Origin of the sequence: Nocardioides sp. QY071, assembly GCF_029961765.1 — a bacterium.
In the GTDB taxonomy this organism is placed as follows: domain Bacteria; phylum Actinomycetota; class Actinomycetes; order Propionibacteriales; family Nocardioidaceae; genus Nocardioides.
The window spans coordinates 2,265,097-2,281,562 of the sequence record NZ_CP124681.1; the positions used below are offsets into that span (position 1 = coordinate 2,265,097).

14 protein-coding genes are annotated in these 16,466 nt (G+C 71.3%); 9 read left to right on the top strand and 5 right to left on the bottom strand.

The features are described 5' to 3' along the window. Positions 1–22: 22 nt before the first annotated feature. Complete coding sequence (gene sucB, locus QI633_RS10825) at positions 23–1,840, bottom strand: 2-oxoglutarate dehydrogenase, E2 component, dihydrolipoamide succinyltransferase (protein WP_282428963.1); 1,818 nt, start codon at positions 1,838–1,840, stop codon at positions 23–25. 112 nt (positions 1,841–1,952) lie between these two features. Here sucB and QI633_RS10830 point away from each other — a divergent pair, with 112 nt between their 5' ends. After that, on the top strand, positions 1,953–2,315 hold the full coding sequence (locus QI633_RS10830; RefSeq protein ID WP_174245224.1) for a hypothetical protein: 363 nt from the start codon (positions 1,953–1,955) through the stop codon (positions 2,313–2,315). Here QI633_RS10830 and QI633_RS10835 read toward each other — a convergent pair. After that, the gene (locus tag QI633_RS10835; protein ID WP_282428964.1) at positions 2,257–3,792 is read right to left on the bottom strand and encodes a leucyl aminopeptidase; all 1,536 of its coding nucleotides are present in this window, start codon (positions 3,790–3,792) and stop codon (positions 2,257–2,259) included. The genes QI633_RS10830 and QI633_RS10835 overlap by 59 nt on opposite strands. A 33-nt stretch (positions 3,793–3,825) precedes the next feature. Here QI633_RS10835 and gcvT point away from each other — a divergent pair, with 33 nt between their 5' ends. Genes gcvT through QI633_RS10865 form a run of 6 tightly spaced genes read left to right on the top strand, consistent with a single transcriptional unit; the run spans position 3,826 to position 8,359 of the window. Then, entirely contained in the window at positions 3,826–4,941 is a 1,116-nt protein-coding gene (gcvT, locus tag QI633_RS10840; RefSeq protein WP_282428965.1) for a glycine cleavage system aminomethyltransferase GcvT, read from the top strand. A gap of 2 nt (positions 4,942–4,943) precedes the next feature. Beyond that, entirely contained in the window at positions 4,944–5,213 is a 270-nt protein-coding gene (locus QI633_RS10845; protein WP_282428966.1) for a hypothetical protein, read from the top strand. Further along, on the top strand, positions 5,210–6,058 hold the full coding sequence (locus tag QI633_RS10850; RefSeq protein WP_141799164.1) for a PhzF family phenazine biosynthesis protein: 849 nt from the start codon (positions 5,210–5,212) through the stop codon (positions 6,056–6,058). The genes QI633_RS10845 and QI633_RS10850 overlap by 4 nt, the downstream gene beginning before the upstream one ends. A 27-nt stretch (positions 6,059–6,085) precedes the next feature. Beyond that, a complete protein-coding gene (locus tag QI633_RS10855) occupies positions 6,086–6,880 on the top strand; it encodes a thymidylate synthase (protein ID WP_141799163.1) in 795 nt (264 codons plus the stop codon). Next, positions 6,877–7,395: a dihydrofolate reductase gene (locus QI633_RS10860; protein ID WP_282428967.1), complete on the top strand. Its 519-nt coding sequence runs from the start codon at positions 6,877–6,879 to the stop codon at positions 7,393–7,395. The genes QI633_RS10855 and QI633_RS10860 overlap by 4 nt, the downstream gene beginning before the upstream one ends. A 25-nt stretch (positions 7,396–7,420) precedes the next feature. Further along, positions 7,421–8,359, top strand: a complete 939-nt coding sequence (locus tag QI633_RS10865) for an LLM class F420-dependent oxidoreductase (protein WP_282428968.1) — start codon at positions 7,421–7,423, stop codon at positions 8,357–8,359. On the opposite strand, the gene QI633_RS10870 is transcribed toward QI633_RS10865, so the two are convergent. After that, positions 8,343–9,008 carry an alpha/beta fold hydrolase gene (locus QI633_RS10870; RefSeq protein WP_282428969.1) on the bottom strand — a complete coding sequence of 222 codons (666 nt, stop codon included), beginning with the start codon at positions 9,006–9,008 and terminating at the stop codon, positions 8,343–8,345. The genes QI633_RS10865 and QI633_RS10870 overlap by 17 nt on opposite strands. An 85-nt stretch (positions 9,009–9,093) precedes the next feature. On the opposite strand from QI633_RS10870, the gene dapA reads away from it, so the two are divergent. Together dapA and QI633_RS10880 are read left to right on the top strand one after the other, a co-directional pair. Next, a complete protein-coding gene (dapA, locus tag QI633_RS10875; RefSeq protein ID WP_141799157.1) occupies positions 9,094–9,981 on the top strand; it encodes a 4-hydroxy-tetrahydrodipicolinate synthase in 888 nt (295 codons plus the stop codon). Beyond that, complete coding sequence (locus tag QI633_RS10880; protein ID WP_141799156.1) at positions 9,981–11,666, top strand: ribonuclease J; 1,686 nt, start codon at positions 9,981–9,983, stop codon at positions 11,664–11,666. The genes dapA and QI633_RS10880 overlap by 1 nt, the downstream gene beginning before the upstream one ends. Before the next feature lie 40 nt (positions 11,667–11,706). Here QI633_RS10880 and QI633_RS10885 read toward each other — a convergent pair whose 3' ends face one another. After that, the gene (locus QI633_RS10885) at positions 11,707–13,011 is read right to left on the bottom strand and encodes an ISL3 family transposase (protein ID WP_282426486.1); all 1,305 of its coding nucleotides are present in this window, start codon (positions 13,009–13,011) and stop codon (positions 11,707–11,709) included. 211 nt (positions 13,012–13,222) lie between these two features. Further along, positions 13,223–16,465: a M4 family metallopeptidase gene (locus QI633_RS10890; RefSeq protein ID WP_282428970.1), complete on the bottom strand. Its 3,243-nt coding sequence runs from the start codon at positions 16,463–16,465 to the stop codon at positions 13,223–13,225. Between the last annotated feature and the right edge of the window lies 1 nt (position 16,466).

Genomic DNA, 16,466 nt, shown 5'->3' on the forward strand with positions numbered 1-16,466 from the left:
GACTCCCGCTGTCCGGGTCGGCTCAGACCTCGAACTGCCCGGCCTCGAGGCGCTTCTTCAGGTCACGCAGGAAGCGGCCGGCGTCGGCGCCGTCGACCACGCGGTGGTCGTAGGTGAGCGCGAAGTAGACCATGTGGCGCACCGCGATGGTCTCGCCGAGGTCCTCGTCGTCGATGACCACGGGACGCTTGACCACGGCCCCGGGACCGAGGATGGCGACCTGCGGCTGGTTGATGATCGGGGTGTCCCACAGCGCGCCGAAGCTGCCGAGGTTGGTGATGGTGAACGTGCCGCCGGAGAGCTCGTCGGGACCGATCTTGTTGGTCCGGGTGCGCTCGGCGACGTCGGAGATCTTCTTCGCCAGACCGGAGATCGACAGGTCACCCGCGTCCTTGACGACCGGGGTCAGCAGGCCCTTGTCGGTGTCGACGGCGAACGCGACGTTCTCGCGGTCGTAGTAGGTGATCTCGCCCTTCTCGAGGTCGAGGTTCGCGTTGAGCGACGGGTGCTGCTTGAGGGTGTCGATCGCGGCCTTGGTGAAGAACGGCAGGTACGTCAGCTTGACGCCCTCGCGTGCCAGGAAGTCCGCCTTCACGCTCTCGCGCAGCCGGGCGATGTTGGTGACGTCGACCTCGACCACCTGGGTGAGCTGTGCGGAGACGTGCAGCGACTCCACCATCCGCTCGGCGATGATCTTGCGCAGCCGGCTGACCTTGACTGTCTGGCCGCGCAGCGGGGACGGCGACGCCGGTGCGGCGGCCGACGCCGCGGGGGCGGCGGCCGGAGCGGCGGCAGCGGCGGGCGCCTTCGACGCGGCGGCGTCGAGGACGTCCTGCTTGCGGATCCGGCCACCGACGCCCGAGCCGTTGACCTGGGCGAGGTCGACGCCGTGCTGGGCGGCGAGCTTGCGGACCAGCGGGGTCACGTAGCCGGGACCGTCGGTGGAGTCGGCGGCGTGGGTCGGGGCGGGGGCCTGGGCCGGGGCAGCAGGGGCGGCCGGGGCGGGAGCCGCCGGGGCCTCGGCAGCCGGAGCGGGAGCGGCGGGCGCCGGGGCGGCCGCGGCCTGCGCAGGCGGGGCCGGGGCCTCGGCAGCCGGAGCAGGCTCGGCGGGAGCAGCAGCCTCGGCGGGAGCAGCAGCCTCGGCGGGAGCGGCGGGAGCGGCGGGGGCGGCCGGAGCAGCAGCAGGCGCACCCGATCCGATGATCGCGAGCTCGGCGCCGACCTCGACGGTCTCGTCCTCGGCGGCCTTGATCTCGAGCAGCGTGCCGGCGACGGGCGAGGGGATCTCGGTGTCGACCTTGTCGGTGGAGACCTCGAGCAGCGGCTCGTCGACGGCGACGGCGTCGCCGACCTGCTTGAGCCAGCGGGTGACGGTGCCCTCGGTGACCGACTCGCCCAGGGCGGGAAGGGTGACCGCGGTGCCCTCGGCGGAACCCGACGCGGCGGGCTCGGGAGCGGCGGGTGCCGATGGCGTCTCCGGGGCGGCGGGGGTCGCGGGAGCCTCGGCGGCCGGAGCCGGCTCGGGCTCGGCCGGAGCAGCCGGAGCGGCAGGCGCCTCAGCGGCCGGAGCCTCGGCAGCGGCGGCGGCCGGAGCAGCCTCGCCCGCCTCGCCGACGACGGCCAGGACGGCGCCGACCTCGACCGTGTCGTCCTCGTTCGCGCGGATCTCGACCAGTGTGCCGGCAACGGGAGACGGGATCTCCGTGTCCACCTTGTCGGTGCTGACCTCGAGCAGGGGCTCGTCGATCGCGATCTGGTCGCCGACCTGCTTGAGCCAGCGAGTGACGGTGCCTTCGGTGACGGACTCACCGAGCGCGGGGAGAGTGACTTCGGTCGCCATGGGTCTCATCCTTGCACCACGAGCGAGCCAAGTCGCAACGGCCCACCCACGCTTCGGGCAAACTGGAACCATGGGTTTGTTCGACCGGTTCCGCGGGCGCTCGAAGGTACGCATGAGTAACCCCGCCCGGGACGCCACGCGCACCGGCTCCACGCGGGTCCGGGCAGCCGACCGCGCCGACGAGGAGCACCTGCGCACCTGGATCCAGGAGCGCCGTGGCGTCGAGGGGTTCGTCGAGCCGCGCACCGCCGTCAGCGAGGTCACTCTGCTGCTCGTCGCCCACGACGGCGAGTGGACCCGGCGCCGGGTGCCGTCCATCAGCTGGGCCCACGACTTCTGCAACCGCCACCAGGTCCCGTCGTACGACGCCGCGGTGGTCGGCATCCCGCAGCGGATGCGGGACTACAACTCCCGCGTCAGGCAGGCACAGAAGCAGCGGGAGCAGCAGCGGGGTCAGCAGTCGAGCGAGTCCTGAGGTACTCCAGCAGGGTCGCGACGCCGTAGCCGGTCGCACCCGCCGCGAGGTGACCGGACGGGCCGCCCTTGTTGAAGGTCGGCCCGGCGATGTCGAGGTGCGCCCACGGCAGGCCGCCGGTGAACTCGCGCAGGAACGCCGCGGCGAACAGGCCGCCGCCCCAGCGGATCCCGTCGTACTGCGCGAGGTCGGCGATCGTCGAGCTGCGGATCCGCCCGTCCATGAACTCCGGGATCGGCATGGGCCAGCCGTCCTCGCCGGCCGCCTCGCCTGCCGCGAGCACGTCGGCGACGACGTCGTCGTCGCCCATGACGCCGGCCATCTTGTCGCCAAGCGCCATCACCATGTGGCCGGTGAGGGTGGCGATGTCGAGGATCACGTCGGGCGCGGCCTCCACGGCCCGGCCGAGCGCGTCGGCGAGGACGAGGCGGCCCTCGGCGTCGGTGTTGGAGACCTCGACGGTGGTGCCGTCGTACGTCGTCAGCACGTCGCCGGGACGCATCGACGCGTCGCCGACCATGTTCTCTGCGAGGGCGGCGTACGCGGAGATCCGGACCGGCAGGCCGAGGCGGGCGGCGGCGAGGGTGGCCTGGACGACGGCCGCAGCGCCGGCCATGTCCTCCTTCATGGTGGCCATGCTGGCGGCCGGCTTGATCCACAGGCCACCCGAGTCGAAGGTGATGCCCTTGCCGACCAGCGCGACGTGGGCGACGGCGTCCTTGGGCGAGTAGGTCAGCTCGACCAGGCGCGGGGGAGCGGCCGAGCCGGCACCGACGCCGAGCAGTCCGCCGCAGCCGAGCTCGGCCAGGCGGCCCTCGTCGAACACGTCGACCTTCACCTTCGTCGCGCCCTTGCCGAGTCCCTTGTTGGCCGCCTTCACCGCATCGGCGATCGCGTCGGCGAAGGCCGGCGGCGTCAGGTCGCCGGGCGGCGTGTTGACCCAGTCCCGGGTGGCGACGACGGCGTCGACCAGGACCTGGGCGGGCTCGACGGCCGCCACGACCTCGGTACGGCGCGCGGCCGGCGTCAGCACGACCACCTCGGCCGGCGTCGTGGGCGTGGCCGGCTTGCTCTTGTAGGCGGTGAAGGCGTACCCACCCAGCCGGTAGCCCTCGACGACGGCGCGGACCAGGTCCGGGGTGTCGGCGGGCAGGGCCAGCGCGACCGAGGCCGCGTTGGTGACGGCGCGGGCGGCGTTTCCGGCGGCGCGGCGTACGGCGGCCGCGTCCGGCTCGGCACCGAGGCCGACCAGCACGAGGAGGGGGGAGGCGATGGTGCCGCCGGTGGGCACCTTGGCGACCTCGCCGGGGGCGCCCTTGAGGCCGACGGTGGCGAGCAGGCCGGCGAGCTTGCGCCCGTACGCCGCCGCGACGTCCTCGGCGCCGGGCGCCAGCTTCCCGTCGGGCAGCACCCCGACGACGACCGCTTCGGCGCGGGTCTTGGCGGGGCTGGCCGTGCGGAGGGCGAAGGTCGTCACCCGCGCAGGATATCGAGCGATAGATTGCCGACCATGGCCGACGCGACCCCGTCCCCGCTGACCAGCCCGCTGCACGACCGGCACGAGGCGCTCGGCGCCAAGTTCTCGGAGTTCGGCGGCTGGCTGATGCCGCTGGAGTACCCCACCGGTGTCGTCAAGGAGCACGCCGCCGTCCGCGGCGGCGTCGGCATCTTCGACGTCAGCCATCTCGGCAAGCTCGTCGTGCGCGGCCCGGGCGCGGTGGAGTTCCTCAACGCCACGCTCACCAACGACCTGCACCGGATCGGCCCCGGCAAGGCGCAGTACAGCCTCGTCGTCGACGACGCGACCGGCGGGATCGTCGACGACGTCTTCACCTACTACCGCGACGACGACCACGTGCTCGTCGTGCCCAACGCCGCCAACAACGACGAGGTACGCCGCCGCCTGGTCGAGGCTGCGCCCGAGGGCGTCGAGGTCCTCGACCACCACCGGGACTACGTCGTGCTGGCGGTCCAGGGCACGAAGTCGGACGAGGTCGTCGCCGGCGTCGGGCTGCCCGTGGGCCACGACTACCTGACCTTCGTCGAGGCGCCGTTCGAGGGCGCGGAGGTCGTCGTGTGCCGCACCGGCTACACCGGCGAGCGCGGCTACGAGCTGATCGCGCCGTCCGAGGTCGCCCCCGCCCTGTGGGACGCGCTGATGAAGGCCGGCGAGCCGTACGGCCTGGTTCCCGCCGGCCTCGGGGCCCGCGACACGCTGCGCACCGAGATGGGCTACCCGCTCCACGGCCAGGACATCTCCCCGGACATCACTCCCAACGAGGCCCGCCTCGGCTGGGCGGTCGGCTGGAAGAAGCCCGCCTTCTGGGGCCGCGACAGGCTGCTCGCCGAGCGTGAGGAGGGCCCGCGCCGCAAGCTCGTCGGCCTGGTATCCACCGGCCGCGCGATCCCGCGCCCGCACATGAGCGTGCGCCTGCTGCGCGACGTCCCGCTCGGCGAGGTCACCTCCGGCACCTTCTCGCCCACCATGAAGAAGGGCATCGCTCTCGCGCTGGTCTCGTCCGTCGTCGACGACGACGCCGAGGTGATGGTCGACGTGCGCGGCCGGCCCGAGGTCTTCCAGATCACCAAGCCGCCGTTCGTCCAGCCCTCCGTGCGAGAGTCGTAGCCATGAGCCTCCCCGAGCAGCCCGCGCCGTACCGTCCCTCAGCCCCTGCCGAGAACCCCTGGCACTGGCGCCTCGAGGACGCGTCCGGCGCCGAGGTCACGCTGAGCGGCACCGACGCGACGGAGTACGCCGAGGTGGCCTTCCCCAACCAGGGCGACGCCGAGTCTTGGATCGGGGAGACCTGGTCGGCACTCGCCGACCTGGGCGTCACCCACGTGACCCTCTTCGAGGTCGACCGCGAGGTCTACGGGCCGATGTCGCTGTCCGCATGAGCGCAGGCACGACGACCCGCGCCTTCCGCCAGGTCGACGTCTTCACGGCCGAGCCGCTGCTCGGCAACCCGGTCGCCGTCGTGCACGGCGCCGACGGGATGAGCGAGGAGGAGATGCAGCGCTTCGCGCGCTGGACCAACCTCAGCGAGACGACCTTCCTGCTGGAGCCGACCGAGCCCGGGGCCGACTACCGGCTGCGGATCTTCACGACCGAGACCGAGCTGCCCTTCGCCGGCCACCCGACCCTCGGCTCGGCGCACGCCTGGCTCGAGCAGGGCGGCGTGCCGGCGGGTGAGCGGATCGTCCAGCAGTGCGGCGTCGGGCTCGTCGAGCTGCGCCGCGACGGTGGCCGCCTCGCGTTCGCCGCGCCCGACCTGCTCCGCTCCGGCCCGGTCGAGGACGCCCTGATCGGCGAGATCGCCGACGCCCTGCGTCTCCCACGCACCGACATCCTCGACATCGCCTGGGCCGACAACGGCCCCGGCTGGGTCGGCGTCCGCCTCGCGAGCGCCGAGGCCGTCCTCGGGCTCACGCCGGACCACGGCCGGCTCCCGGTCGACGTCGGCGTCGTCGGTCCCCACCCCGACGGCGCCGAGTGCGCGGTGGAGGTCCGCGCGTTCGTGCCCCACGCGGCGGGCATCGCCGAGGACCCGGTGACCGGGTCGCTCAATGCCTCCCTCGCGCAGTGGCTGACCGCCGACGGCACCCTGCCGCCGTCGTACGTCGCCGCGCAGGGCACCGTGATCGGGCGCCGTGGCCGGGTCCACGTCGACACCGACGCCGACGGCACGATCTGGATCGGCGGCGACACCCTGACGACCATCCACGGGACGGTCGCGCTGTGACGACCGGCCGCCGACTAGCCTGAGGCCGTGCGCGCGTACCTCGACCTCGTCCAGCGGGTCCTCGACGAGGGCACCGAGAAGGGCGATCGCACCGGCACCGGCACGCTGAGCGTGTTCGGGCACCAGATGCGCTTCGACCTCACCCAGGGCTTCCCGCTGGTGACGACCAAGAAGATCCACACCCGGTCGGTCTTCGGCGAGCTGCTCTGGTTCCTGCGCGGCGACACCAACGTCCGCTGGCTGCAGGAGCGTGGCATCACCATCTGGGACGAGTGGGCCGACGAGAACGGCGACCTCGGGCCGGTGTACGGCGCCCAGTGGCGGTCGTGGCCCACCCCCGACGGCGGCCACATCGACCAGCTCGCTCAGGTCATCGCGCAGGTCCGGGCCAACCCCGACAGCCGCCGCCACATCGTCTCCGCCTGGAACCCCAGCCAGGTCGACGACATGGCGCTGCCACCGTGCCACAGCCTGTTCCAGTTCTACGTCGCCGACGGCCGGCTCAGCTGCCAGCTCTACCAGCGCTCGGCCGACGTCTTCCTCGGCGTGCCGTTCAACATCGCGTCGTACGCCCTGCTCACCCACATGGTCGCCCAGGTCGCCGGGCTCGGGGTCGGTGACTTCGTGCACACGCTGGGCGACGCGCACCTCTACTCCAACCACCTCGAGCAGGCCCGGCTCCAGCTCACCCGCGAGCCGCGCCCCCTGCCCAAGCTGATCCTCAACCCGGCGGTGACCGAGATCGACGCCTTCGAGCTCGAGGACATCACGGTCGAGGGCTACGACCCGCACCCCGTCATCAAGGCACCGATCGCGGTATGACCACTCCCGCAGGCCGCCGCGTCACGATGGTCGCGGCCGTGGCCGAGAACGGGGTCATCGGGGCCGACGAGGACATCCCGTGGAAGATCTCCGAGGACTTCCAGCACTTCAAGGCCACCACCCTGGGCCACGTGCTGGTCCTGGGCCGCACCACCCACGAGGGCATCGGCAAGCCGCTGCCCGGCCGCACCACCGTGGTGCTCACCCGCGACGAGGAGTACGCCGCCGAGGGGGTCGAGGTCGCCCACTCGATCACCGACGCCCTCGCGCTCGCCGACCGGATCCTCGAGGGCGGGCCCGACGACCGGCAGGTGATGATCGGCGGGGGAGCTGCCGTCTACGCCGCCGCGATGCCGTACGCCGACGAGCAGGTCATCTCCGAGATCCCGCTGTCGCCGGAGGGCGACACCCACTACCCGGAGTTCAGCCGCAAGCGCTGGGCCGAGGTGCGTCGTGAGCCACGAGACGGGTTCACCATCGTGTGGTGGGAGCGGGTGTTCGCCTGCGGCGGCTGACCACGCGGCTGGCAGGGTAGGAGCCATGGAGCTTCGTGTCTTCACCGAACCGCAGCAGGGTGCGACGTACGACGACCTGCTGGCCGTCGCCCTCGAGGCCGAGCGGCTCGGCTTCGGCGCCTTCTTCCGCAGCGACCATTACCTGCACATGAGCGGCGACGGGCTGCCCGGCCCTACCGACGCATGGACGACCCTTGCCGGCCTGGCCCGTGACACGAGCACGATCCGGCTCGGCACCATGATGACCAGCGCCACCTTCCGCCACCCCGGCGTGCTGGCGATCCAGGTCGCCCAGGTCGACCAGATGAGCGGCGGACGGGTCGAGCTCGGCATCGGCGCCGGCTGGTTCGCCCAGGAGCACACCGCCTACGGCATCCCGTTCCCCGACACCCGCGGGCGCTTCGAGCGGTACGCCGAGCAGCTCGAGCTGGTCACCGGCCTGTGGTCCACCCCGGTCGGCGAGCTGTACGCCTTCGACGGGCAGCACTACCAGCTCGCGGACAGCCCGGCGCTGCCCAAGCCGCTGCAGAGCAGCGGTCACCGGGGCGGCGTACCGCTGCTGGTGGGCGGGGTCGGCAAGAAGCAGACGCCGGCACTCGCCGCGGCCTACGCCGACGAGTTCAACCTGCCGTTCGTCGACGAGGAGCTCACCGCCGTCCAGTTCGGGCGGGTCCGGCGGGCCGCCGAGGAGATCGGCCGCGACCCGGCCTCGATCACCTGGTCCAACGCGCTGGTGCTCTGCGTCGGTGAGGACGAGGCGGCGATCGCCCGCCGCGCCGCCGCCATCGGCCGGGACGTCGACGAGCTGCGCGCCAACGGGCTGGCAGGGACTCCGGAGGAGGTCGTGGCGAAGATCAGGCGGTACGGCGACCTCGGCGCCCAGCGGATCTACCTCCAGGTCCTCGACCTCGCCGACCTCGACCACCTGCGGCTGGTCGCGGCGGAGGTCATGCCGCACGTGTGAAGTCGGCGACCGCGGCGAGGAGGCCGGCGGGGTCCTGCAACATCGGCAGGTGAGCCGTCGCCAGCTCGCGGGTGAAGTCCGCGCCCAGGGCCTGCGCGCAGCGCCGCTGCAGGTCGGGCGGCACCTCGCGGTCGGTCGTGTGGACGTAGCCGGCCCGCTCGGGCGCCCGGCCCCGGGGCGCCGCCGTGACGAACAGGCGACGGGACTCGGGCGTGAACTCCGCGACCAGGCGATCGACGGTCGGGGCCGGCAGGCCGGCGCCGAACCCGGCGCGCAGCTGCTTCTCCGGCGGACGGGTGCCGGCCAGCCGGAGGATCGCAGGGAGCAGCCAGCGCTGGGGCACGGGCAGCGCAGCCGTGAACGAGCGCCCGGGCGCCGGCCAGACGGCGGCCACGCCGAGCACGCCCGCGACGCGGTCGGGCGCGGCTGCGAGCATCGCCTGCGCCACCACGCCGCCGACGGAGTGTGCGACCACCGCGAACCGGGGCCACTCCACGGAGCCGAGCGCCGCTACGGCGTACTCCATTGGACCGGCGTCGGGGGAGTCCGGGCGGGGTGCCACCGCGGACTCGCCGAGCCCGGCGCGCACGTCGTCCCAGACCCAGGCAGGAAGGCCGGAGCCACTGAGGAAGAGGACGGGTTCGGTCATGACGACGACCCTGCCACCGGCCACCGACCGTGCCGGGGGTCGTGGCGACGTGAGGGAAACCGGCCCGGGGCGATAGCCTTGACCCATGACTTCTGCACCCTTCGGCACCATGCTGACCGCGATGGTCACGCCGTTCCTCGAGGACGGCTCGGTCGACCTGGACGGGGTGCAGAAGGTCGCCAAGCACCTGGTCGACAACGGCAACGACGGCATCGTGGTGTCCGGCACGACCGGCGAGTCGCCGACCACCACGGGTGCCGAGGACGGCGAGACCCTCGCCGCGGTCAAGGACGCGGTCGGCGACCGGGCCAAGGTCGTCGCCGGGGTCGGCACCAACGACACCCGCCACTCGGTCGAGCTCGCCAGGCAGGCCGAGAAGGTCGGCGCCGACGGGCTGCTGCTCGTCACGCCCTACTACAACAAGCCCAGCCAGCCCGGCGTGCTCAACCACTTCCGCCACGTCGTCGAGGCGACCGCCGTCCCGGTCATGCTCTACGACGTGCCCGGCCGCACCGGCACCAAGATCGCGCTCGAGACCTACGTCGCGGCCAAGCAGTGGGAGACCGTCATCGCGGTCAAGGACGCCACCGGCGACCTGTCCCGCGCCGCCCAGCTGGTCGACCTCGGCTATGTCGTCTACTCCGGCGACGACGTCAACACCCTGGGCTACCTCGCGTACGGCGCCACCGGACTGGTCTCGGTCGTCGGCCACGTCGCCGGCACCCAGCTGCGCGCCATGATCGACGCCTTCCTGGCGGGCGACCACGCGGAGGCGCTGCGCATCCACACCGGCCTGGTCCCGGCCTTCGAGGCGATCATGGGCGTGCCCAACTACGGCGCGACCACCGCCAAGGCGGCCCTCGAGCTGGTCGGAGTGCTCGGCAACCGCTCGGTCCGAGCGCCACTGATGGCCCTCGACGACGCCGAGGTCGCCGACCTCCGCGCCGGACTCGCCGCGGCGGGCCTGCTCTGATGAGCCACCCGCACCCCGAGCTTTCCGCGCCGCCGAAGCTCCCCAAGGGCGGCCTGCGGGTCATCCCGCTGGGCGGCCTCGGCGAGGTCGGGCGCAACATGACCGTCTTCGAGTACGACGGCCGGCTGCTCATCGTCGACTGCGGCGTGCTCTTCCCCGACGACCACCACCCGGGCGTCGACCTGATCCTCCCCGACTTCGCGGCGATCCGGGACCGGCTCGACAAGGTCGAGGCGCTCGTGCTCACCCACGGGCACGAGGACCACATCGGCGCGACGCCGTACCTCCTGCGCGAGCGACAGGACATCCCGCTCGTCGGCTCCCAGCTGACCCTCGCACTGGTCAACTCCAAGCTGCGCGAGCACCGGCTGCGCCAGACGCCGTTCCACACGGTCAAGGAGGGCGACCGGATCTCGTTCGGTCCCTTCGACCTGGAGTTCGTCGCGGTCAACCACTCCATCCCCGACGCGCTCGCGGTCGCGATCCGCACCGGTGCGGGCATGGTGCTCCACACCGGCGACTTCAAGATGGACCAGCTGCCGCTCGACGGCCGGATCACCGACCTGCGGGCGTTCGCGCGGCTGGGGGAGGAGGGCGTCGACCTCTTCCTCACCGACTCCACCAACGCCGACGTCCCCGGCTTCACCACCGCCGAGCGCAAGATCACCCCGGTGCTCGAGCAGGCCTTCGCCGAGTCGAAGCAACGGATCATCGTCGCGTGCTTCGCCTCCCACGTGCACCGCGTCCAGCAGGTCCTCGACGCCGCGGTGAAGTACGACCGCAAGGTCGCCTACGTCGGCCGCTCGATGGTCCGCAACATGGCGATCGCCCGCGACCTCGGCTACCTCCACGTCCCCCCGGGCGTCATGGTCGAGGCCAAGGAGCTCGCCGACCTCGCCCCCGAGCGCCAGGTCCTCATCTCCACCGGCTCCCAGGGCGAGCCGCTCAGCGCCCTGGCCCGGATCGCGCAGCGCAGCCACAACTTCGTGCACCTCGAGGAGGGCGACACCGTCGTGCTCGCCTCCAGCCTGATCCCCGGCAACGAGAACGCCGTCTACCGGGTGATCAACGGCCTGTCCCGCCTCGGCGCCAACGTCGTCCACAAGGGCAACGCCCTCGTCCACGTCAGCGGCCACGCCAGCGCCGGCGAGCTTCTCTACTGCTACAACATCGTCAAGCCCAAGAACGTGCTGCCCGTCCACGGCGAGGTCCGGCACATGCTCGCCAACGGCGACCTCGCCAAGGCCACCGGCGTCGAGAACGTCGTGTACGCCGAGGACGGCGTCGTGGTCGACCTCGTCGACGGCGTGGCCTCGGTGGTCGGCAAGGTCGAGTGCGGCTACGTGTTCGTCGACGGCCAGTCGGTCGGCGACGTGACCGAGTCCGAGCTCAAGGACCGCCGGATCCTCGGCGAGGAGGGCTTCATCTCGGTCATCGTGGTCGTCGACTCCGTTGCCGGAAAGGTCTCCGCCGGCCCCGAGATCCACGCCCGCGGCCACGCCTGGGCCGACTCCGACTTCGAGTCGATCAAGCAGCCGATCATCGATGCCGTCAACCGCTCGCTCAGCGAGGGCAGCACCGACACCTACCAGCTGCAGCAGACCGTGCGCCGCACCATCGGCCGCTGGGTGAGCAACACCCACAAGCGACGCCCGATGATCATCCCGGTGGTCGTGGAGGCCTAGGTCGGGCTGCATGAATCCCCGGTCGACCGGCTCTCCTGACTCATGTGTGGGTGGTGCGGCCGGGGAGTTGTGGGCGGTGTGTGCCTAGGCTGAGCATCGCGAGCGCGATGAGTGGTCGGGGCGTGTGGAACCCGAACGCGATGCGGGTCAGGAGTCGGATCTTGGTGTTCACCGACTCGACCAGAGCGTTGGTCAGACGGTGAGTGAGAGTCGCTTCGACGCGGGCAGCAATGGCTTCGATCCGTGTGGCGAGGTGGGCGAACTCCTCGATCCCGCTGGCGCGTGCCCAGGCCAGCCACTCTCGGAAGGCGTCGATGGCGTCGGGGCCGTGCATGCGGAACAGGGCGCGTAGGCCCTCCTTGAGCCGGTAGGCCTCCCACAGTCGGGGGTGGGTGGCCGCGATCCAGGCCAGCCGTTGCTGTTGGCGGTCGGTGAGGTCCTCTGGGTTTCTCCACAGGGCGTAGCGGGCCTCACGCAGCTGGCGGGCCGCGCCGGTGGAGTCGCGGCGCTGTCGGCCCTGTTCGCGACCGTTCTTGCGGGTCGCGCCGGCGGCGCGGGCTTCGCGCCACGCGGCGGCACGAACGGTGCCCAGGGCGTCGTTGGCCCATTTCACGACATGGAACGGGTCGGCACACTGCACGGCTTGGGGGCAGCGTTCGGTGACGACCTCGCCGATCCACGAGGCCGAGTCGGCCGAGACATGAGTGATCTGGACGCTGCGTTCGGGACCGAGGTCGTCGAAGAAGCGGCGCAGCGTGGCACGGTCACGGCCGGGTTCGGCCCACACCAGGTGTCCGGTGTCGTGGTCGACGACGACGGTCAGATAGAGCTGTCCGCGGCGGTAGGAGACCTCGTCGATCCCGATCCGCCGCAACCCATCGAGCCGGGCGCCTGTCGGCCCGCCGGTGGTGGTGTCGATCTGTTGCCAAACTCGGTCCAGGATCGATCCCACGCTGCGCCACGCGATGCGCATCAGTTCGCTGACCGCGGACTTCGAGGTCCGCACCGCCAGCCACGCTGCCTGGGCGTCGAAGGTGTGGGTGTGTCCCGCGCCATGGACCGCCCAGGGCACATGAGCCACATTCACGCCGTGCTCGCGGCACTGGACCCGGGGTGCGTCAGCTTCTAGGAAGGTCATCGTGGCGCCGTGGTCCAGGGTGCGCCAGCGGCGTCGTCCTGCCCCGGCGTCGTAGCCGGGGCAGGGCCGCCGACAGTGGCCACATCGGCCGCGTTGGCGGGCCATCGGCCGTACGTCGATGACCAGCACGCCACCGTCAAGGCGAGCGTTCTCGATCGCGGTGTGTTCCAGCCCCAACAGGCCACGGAATAGGCTGACGAGTGCCACGCCGTTCTCCTGACGCTCCGGTTTCGTTTCTCGACAACTCGAAACCTAGACAGGGAGCGGCGTGTGCTCGTTCAGGCCACGCAGCAACCACCCACGGATACGTCAGGAGAGCCGGTCGACCGGGGATTCCAGCACTTGATGGGGGTTGCAACCCCCGACAGGTGCATGAATCCCCGGCTGGCCGGGGATTCATGCACCCTGTGGGTGACCGCTACTGCTTGCCCTTCAGCTTGATCGTCACCTTCGCGCTGAACGCGGCGATCTTCGCGTCACCGGGGTAGCTCACGCTCGCCTTGACCTTGCGCTTGCCCTGCCTCCACAGCTTCCTGAGCTGCTTCTTGGCCTTGATCTTCAGTACGCCGTCGACCACGGTCCCGGTGTACGTCTTGCCCTTGATCGTGACCGTCACCGGACCGGCCAGCGCGACGCCGCCGGCGGTGGCGATCTTGATCTTCACGATGCCGTTCTTGGCGCTCGCCTTCGGCGAGACGGTCGCGGTGCCCGCGGCCGGCGGGGTGCCGGCGGTGCAGACACTCATCTCGACGTTGTCGACGAACCAGCCGTTGTTGCCGTTGCAGCCGTCCATGCCGAAGTCGAACCGGACCTTCACCTTGTCGCCGGCCTTGGCCACCTTGGACAGGTCGATGGCCGAGGTGCCCCAGGCGCCGGTCGGCTGGCCGCCGTCGGCACCGGTGAACGCAGGCTCGCCGGCCATCGGGTTGGTGTTGCCGCCCTCCTCGGTCTCCAGGTGTCCGCCCGGAGCGTTGAGCAGCCAGGCGTCGTCCGGGACAAGGGCGTAGGCGCCGCCGTTGACCGACACCTTCACGTTGCCACCGTCGAACTCGACCTCGGAGGCCATGTAGTGGTCGAACGAGAAGCGGGGCAGCGTGCCGCTCGGCACGGTCAGCTCCTTGGTGGCCATGCTGACCCGCGACGAGTAGTCGTCGGCGTCACCCTGGCAGCTGCCGAAGTTGCCGTCGTCGCCCTTGTCGTCGAAGTAGAGCACGGTGCCGCCACCCTTGTGCTGCGTGCCGCCCTCGGTGACGATCGGCAGGTCGGTCGTCAGCTTCGTCGGGAAGTGCGCGTTCGGTGCGTCGACCGACTCCTCCCAGCCGGCCGGGAGGCCGGACTCGAAGCCCTCGGACCACAAGACGTCGGTCTTCGTCCCAGCGCCACAGCTCACACTTCCGGTCTTGAACATCGGCTGGAAGTTGCACTGGACGGGCTCGACCCGGAGCTGGGTCGCCTGGGCGACGGCCGCCACTGCTGCGCAGTTGGCCGCGGTGATGGGCGCCATGTCCGCCGGAGCCACGGCCGCGCCGCCGGTCGGGCTGGTGCCCACCGCGAGCTTGTTCAGTCCGCCGATGCCGCGCAGGTCGGCGCAGGACTGCTCGAGTCCGTCAGCCAGCTCCGCGAAACCGGAGGTCGAGGTGAGGTACTCGTTCTGCGTGCGCCAGAAGATCTGCGCGGCCTTGTCCAGGCCGATCCCCTCGACGGTCACGCCGTTGTAGGTGCCACCGTCGACGAGCAGCGCGTAGGTGTGGTTGACCACGCCCGAGTTGCTGTGGACGCCGCCGTTGTCGTCGGTGGAGCAGGAGTACTCCTCGTCCGACACCTTGCCCGGGTCGCCGTAGCAGGTCGGGTTCCACATGTCGCGGATCGCGCCGCCGAAGGCCGGGTCGTCCTCGCCCGAGAGCCAGCGCGCGCTCTCGTCACGGTTGGCGAGACTCTCCTTGATCGTGATGTTGGCGGTGCCCACCGACTTGATCCTGTCTCCGTCCGCCTTCGACACCGACGCGCCGTAGAAGCCGGCCGGAGCGGTCCCCGGCGGGCTGATCATGCCGTCCACGTTGTTGGCGATGACCAGGCCGGTGGCGCCGTTGGCGACCGCGTGGTCGATCTTCTCCTGGAAGGTGCACGAGCCCCGGTCGACGTACGCGAGCTTGTCCTGGACCGCTGCCGCGTTGGCCCATACGGCGTCGCAGCCGTCGGTGGTGCTGCCGACCGCCGGGTCGGGGTTCGGGTCCGTGTCGGTCGCGACCACGAGGTCGGAGGTGACGCCCGTGTTGGCCGGGTCGAACTTGTCGCCGAACTCGGCCGACCAGGTCGGCTTCACGACCGCGCAGGGACCGGCGACCGAGGCGGGCGTGTTGATGGTGAAGGTGAGATCGCCTGGGGTCGCCAGGGAGCAGCGGCCGTCGTCGTTGCGGTGGGTCGTCTCGTCGAGAACAACATCGCCGTCCGGTCCCTCGACGGTGACGTCGTTGTACCGGTCGTTGAGCATGTCGACGGTCTCGCCCCAGATGTCGGAGTAGGCCTCGTTCATCGCTCCCGGCTGCCACTGGTAGAGCAGGCCGGAGGTGTACTCGGTGTAGGCGTGGCCCCACTCGTGCGCCACCGTGTCGTCGGAGGACACCCCGGAGCAGTAGTTGGTCGACACGCCGTTCCAGTTGGCGTTCGGGCAGTTGATGGCCGGGTCGTTGTTGACCGTGACCATCTTCGCGCCCTCGCCGTCGTAGGAGTCGCGGCCGAAGGAGTTCTTGAAGAACCAGTAGGCCTCACCGGTGCCCTGGACCTCGTTCTGCTGGTCCTCGTCGAGTGCGCCGGGGAAGGGCTGGCCCTCCACCCAGACGGTCTCGCGCGGTGCGTCGCCGTCGTGGGCCTCGATGAGCTCGCGGTCGAGCGCGTGCGCGATCATCGTGTAGCGGTTGACCGGCTTGCCGGTCTCCGCGTCGAGGACCGACGTCTCGCGGACCTGCTTCCCGTCGGTCACCTCGACCACCCACGCCAGCAGGTTGCGTCCCTCGACGCCCTGGATCGCGCCCATCCGGTAGACCACCAGGTCCGCCTTGGTCGCGCTCAGGTCGCTCGCCTTCGGCTTCGCGGTCGCGGCCTCACCCCGGCCTGCCGGGGCCTCGGCGGCGAGCTTGATCGCCTTGGCGGCCGCGGCGTCCTTGTCGAGGCGCGGCGTGACGTTCACGTCGATCTTCGGTACGACGTACCCGGTCACCGAGGTCAGGTCGCCCTGGGCGTCGACGTGGGCGCGCAGCTTCGCGCCGAACACGGGCACGCCCTGGTAGGACTGTGCGAAGTCGACCGTGTAGCCGGCAGGCGTCTGGGTCGTGGTCGTCTGCTTCATCTGGGCGGAGGTCGCACCGAACGCGCGGGCGTACTTGTCGACGTACCCGCTGGCCTTGGCCTGGGCGCCGTTGAGCGTCTTGCCCGACTGCTCGGAGGGGTAGAGGTCCTCGGTCGCGCTGATGAAGCTGACCTTGTCGGTGGCCGGTGAGGTCGTCACCGCGACGTTTCCGCTGGCCTCGCCGCGCATCTGCTGCACGACGGAGGGATCCTTCGGTGCCGCCACCGTCGCCGTCGACGGGATGACCACGAGGGCCGCCCCGACGAGAGAGAGTCCGACGCCCTTCCTCAGGGCGTCAGGAAGGTTGAGTCTCACG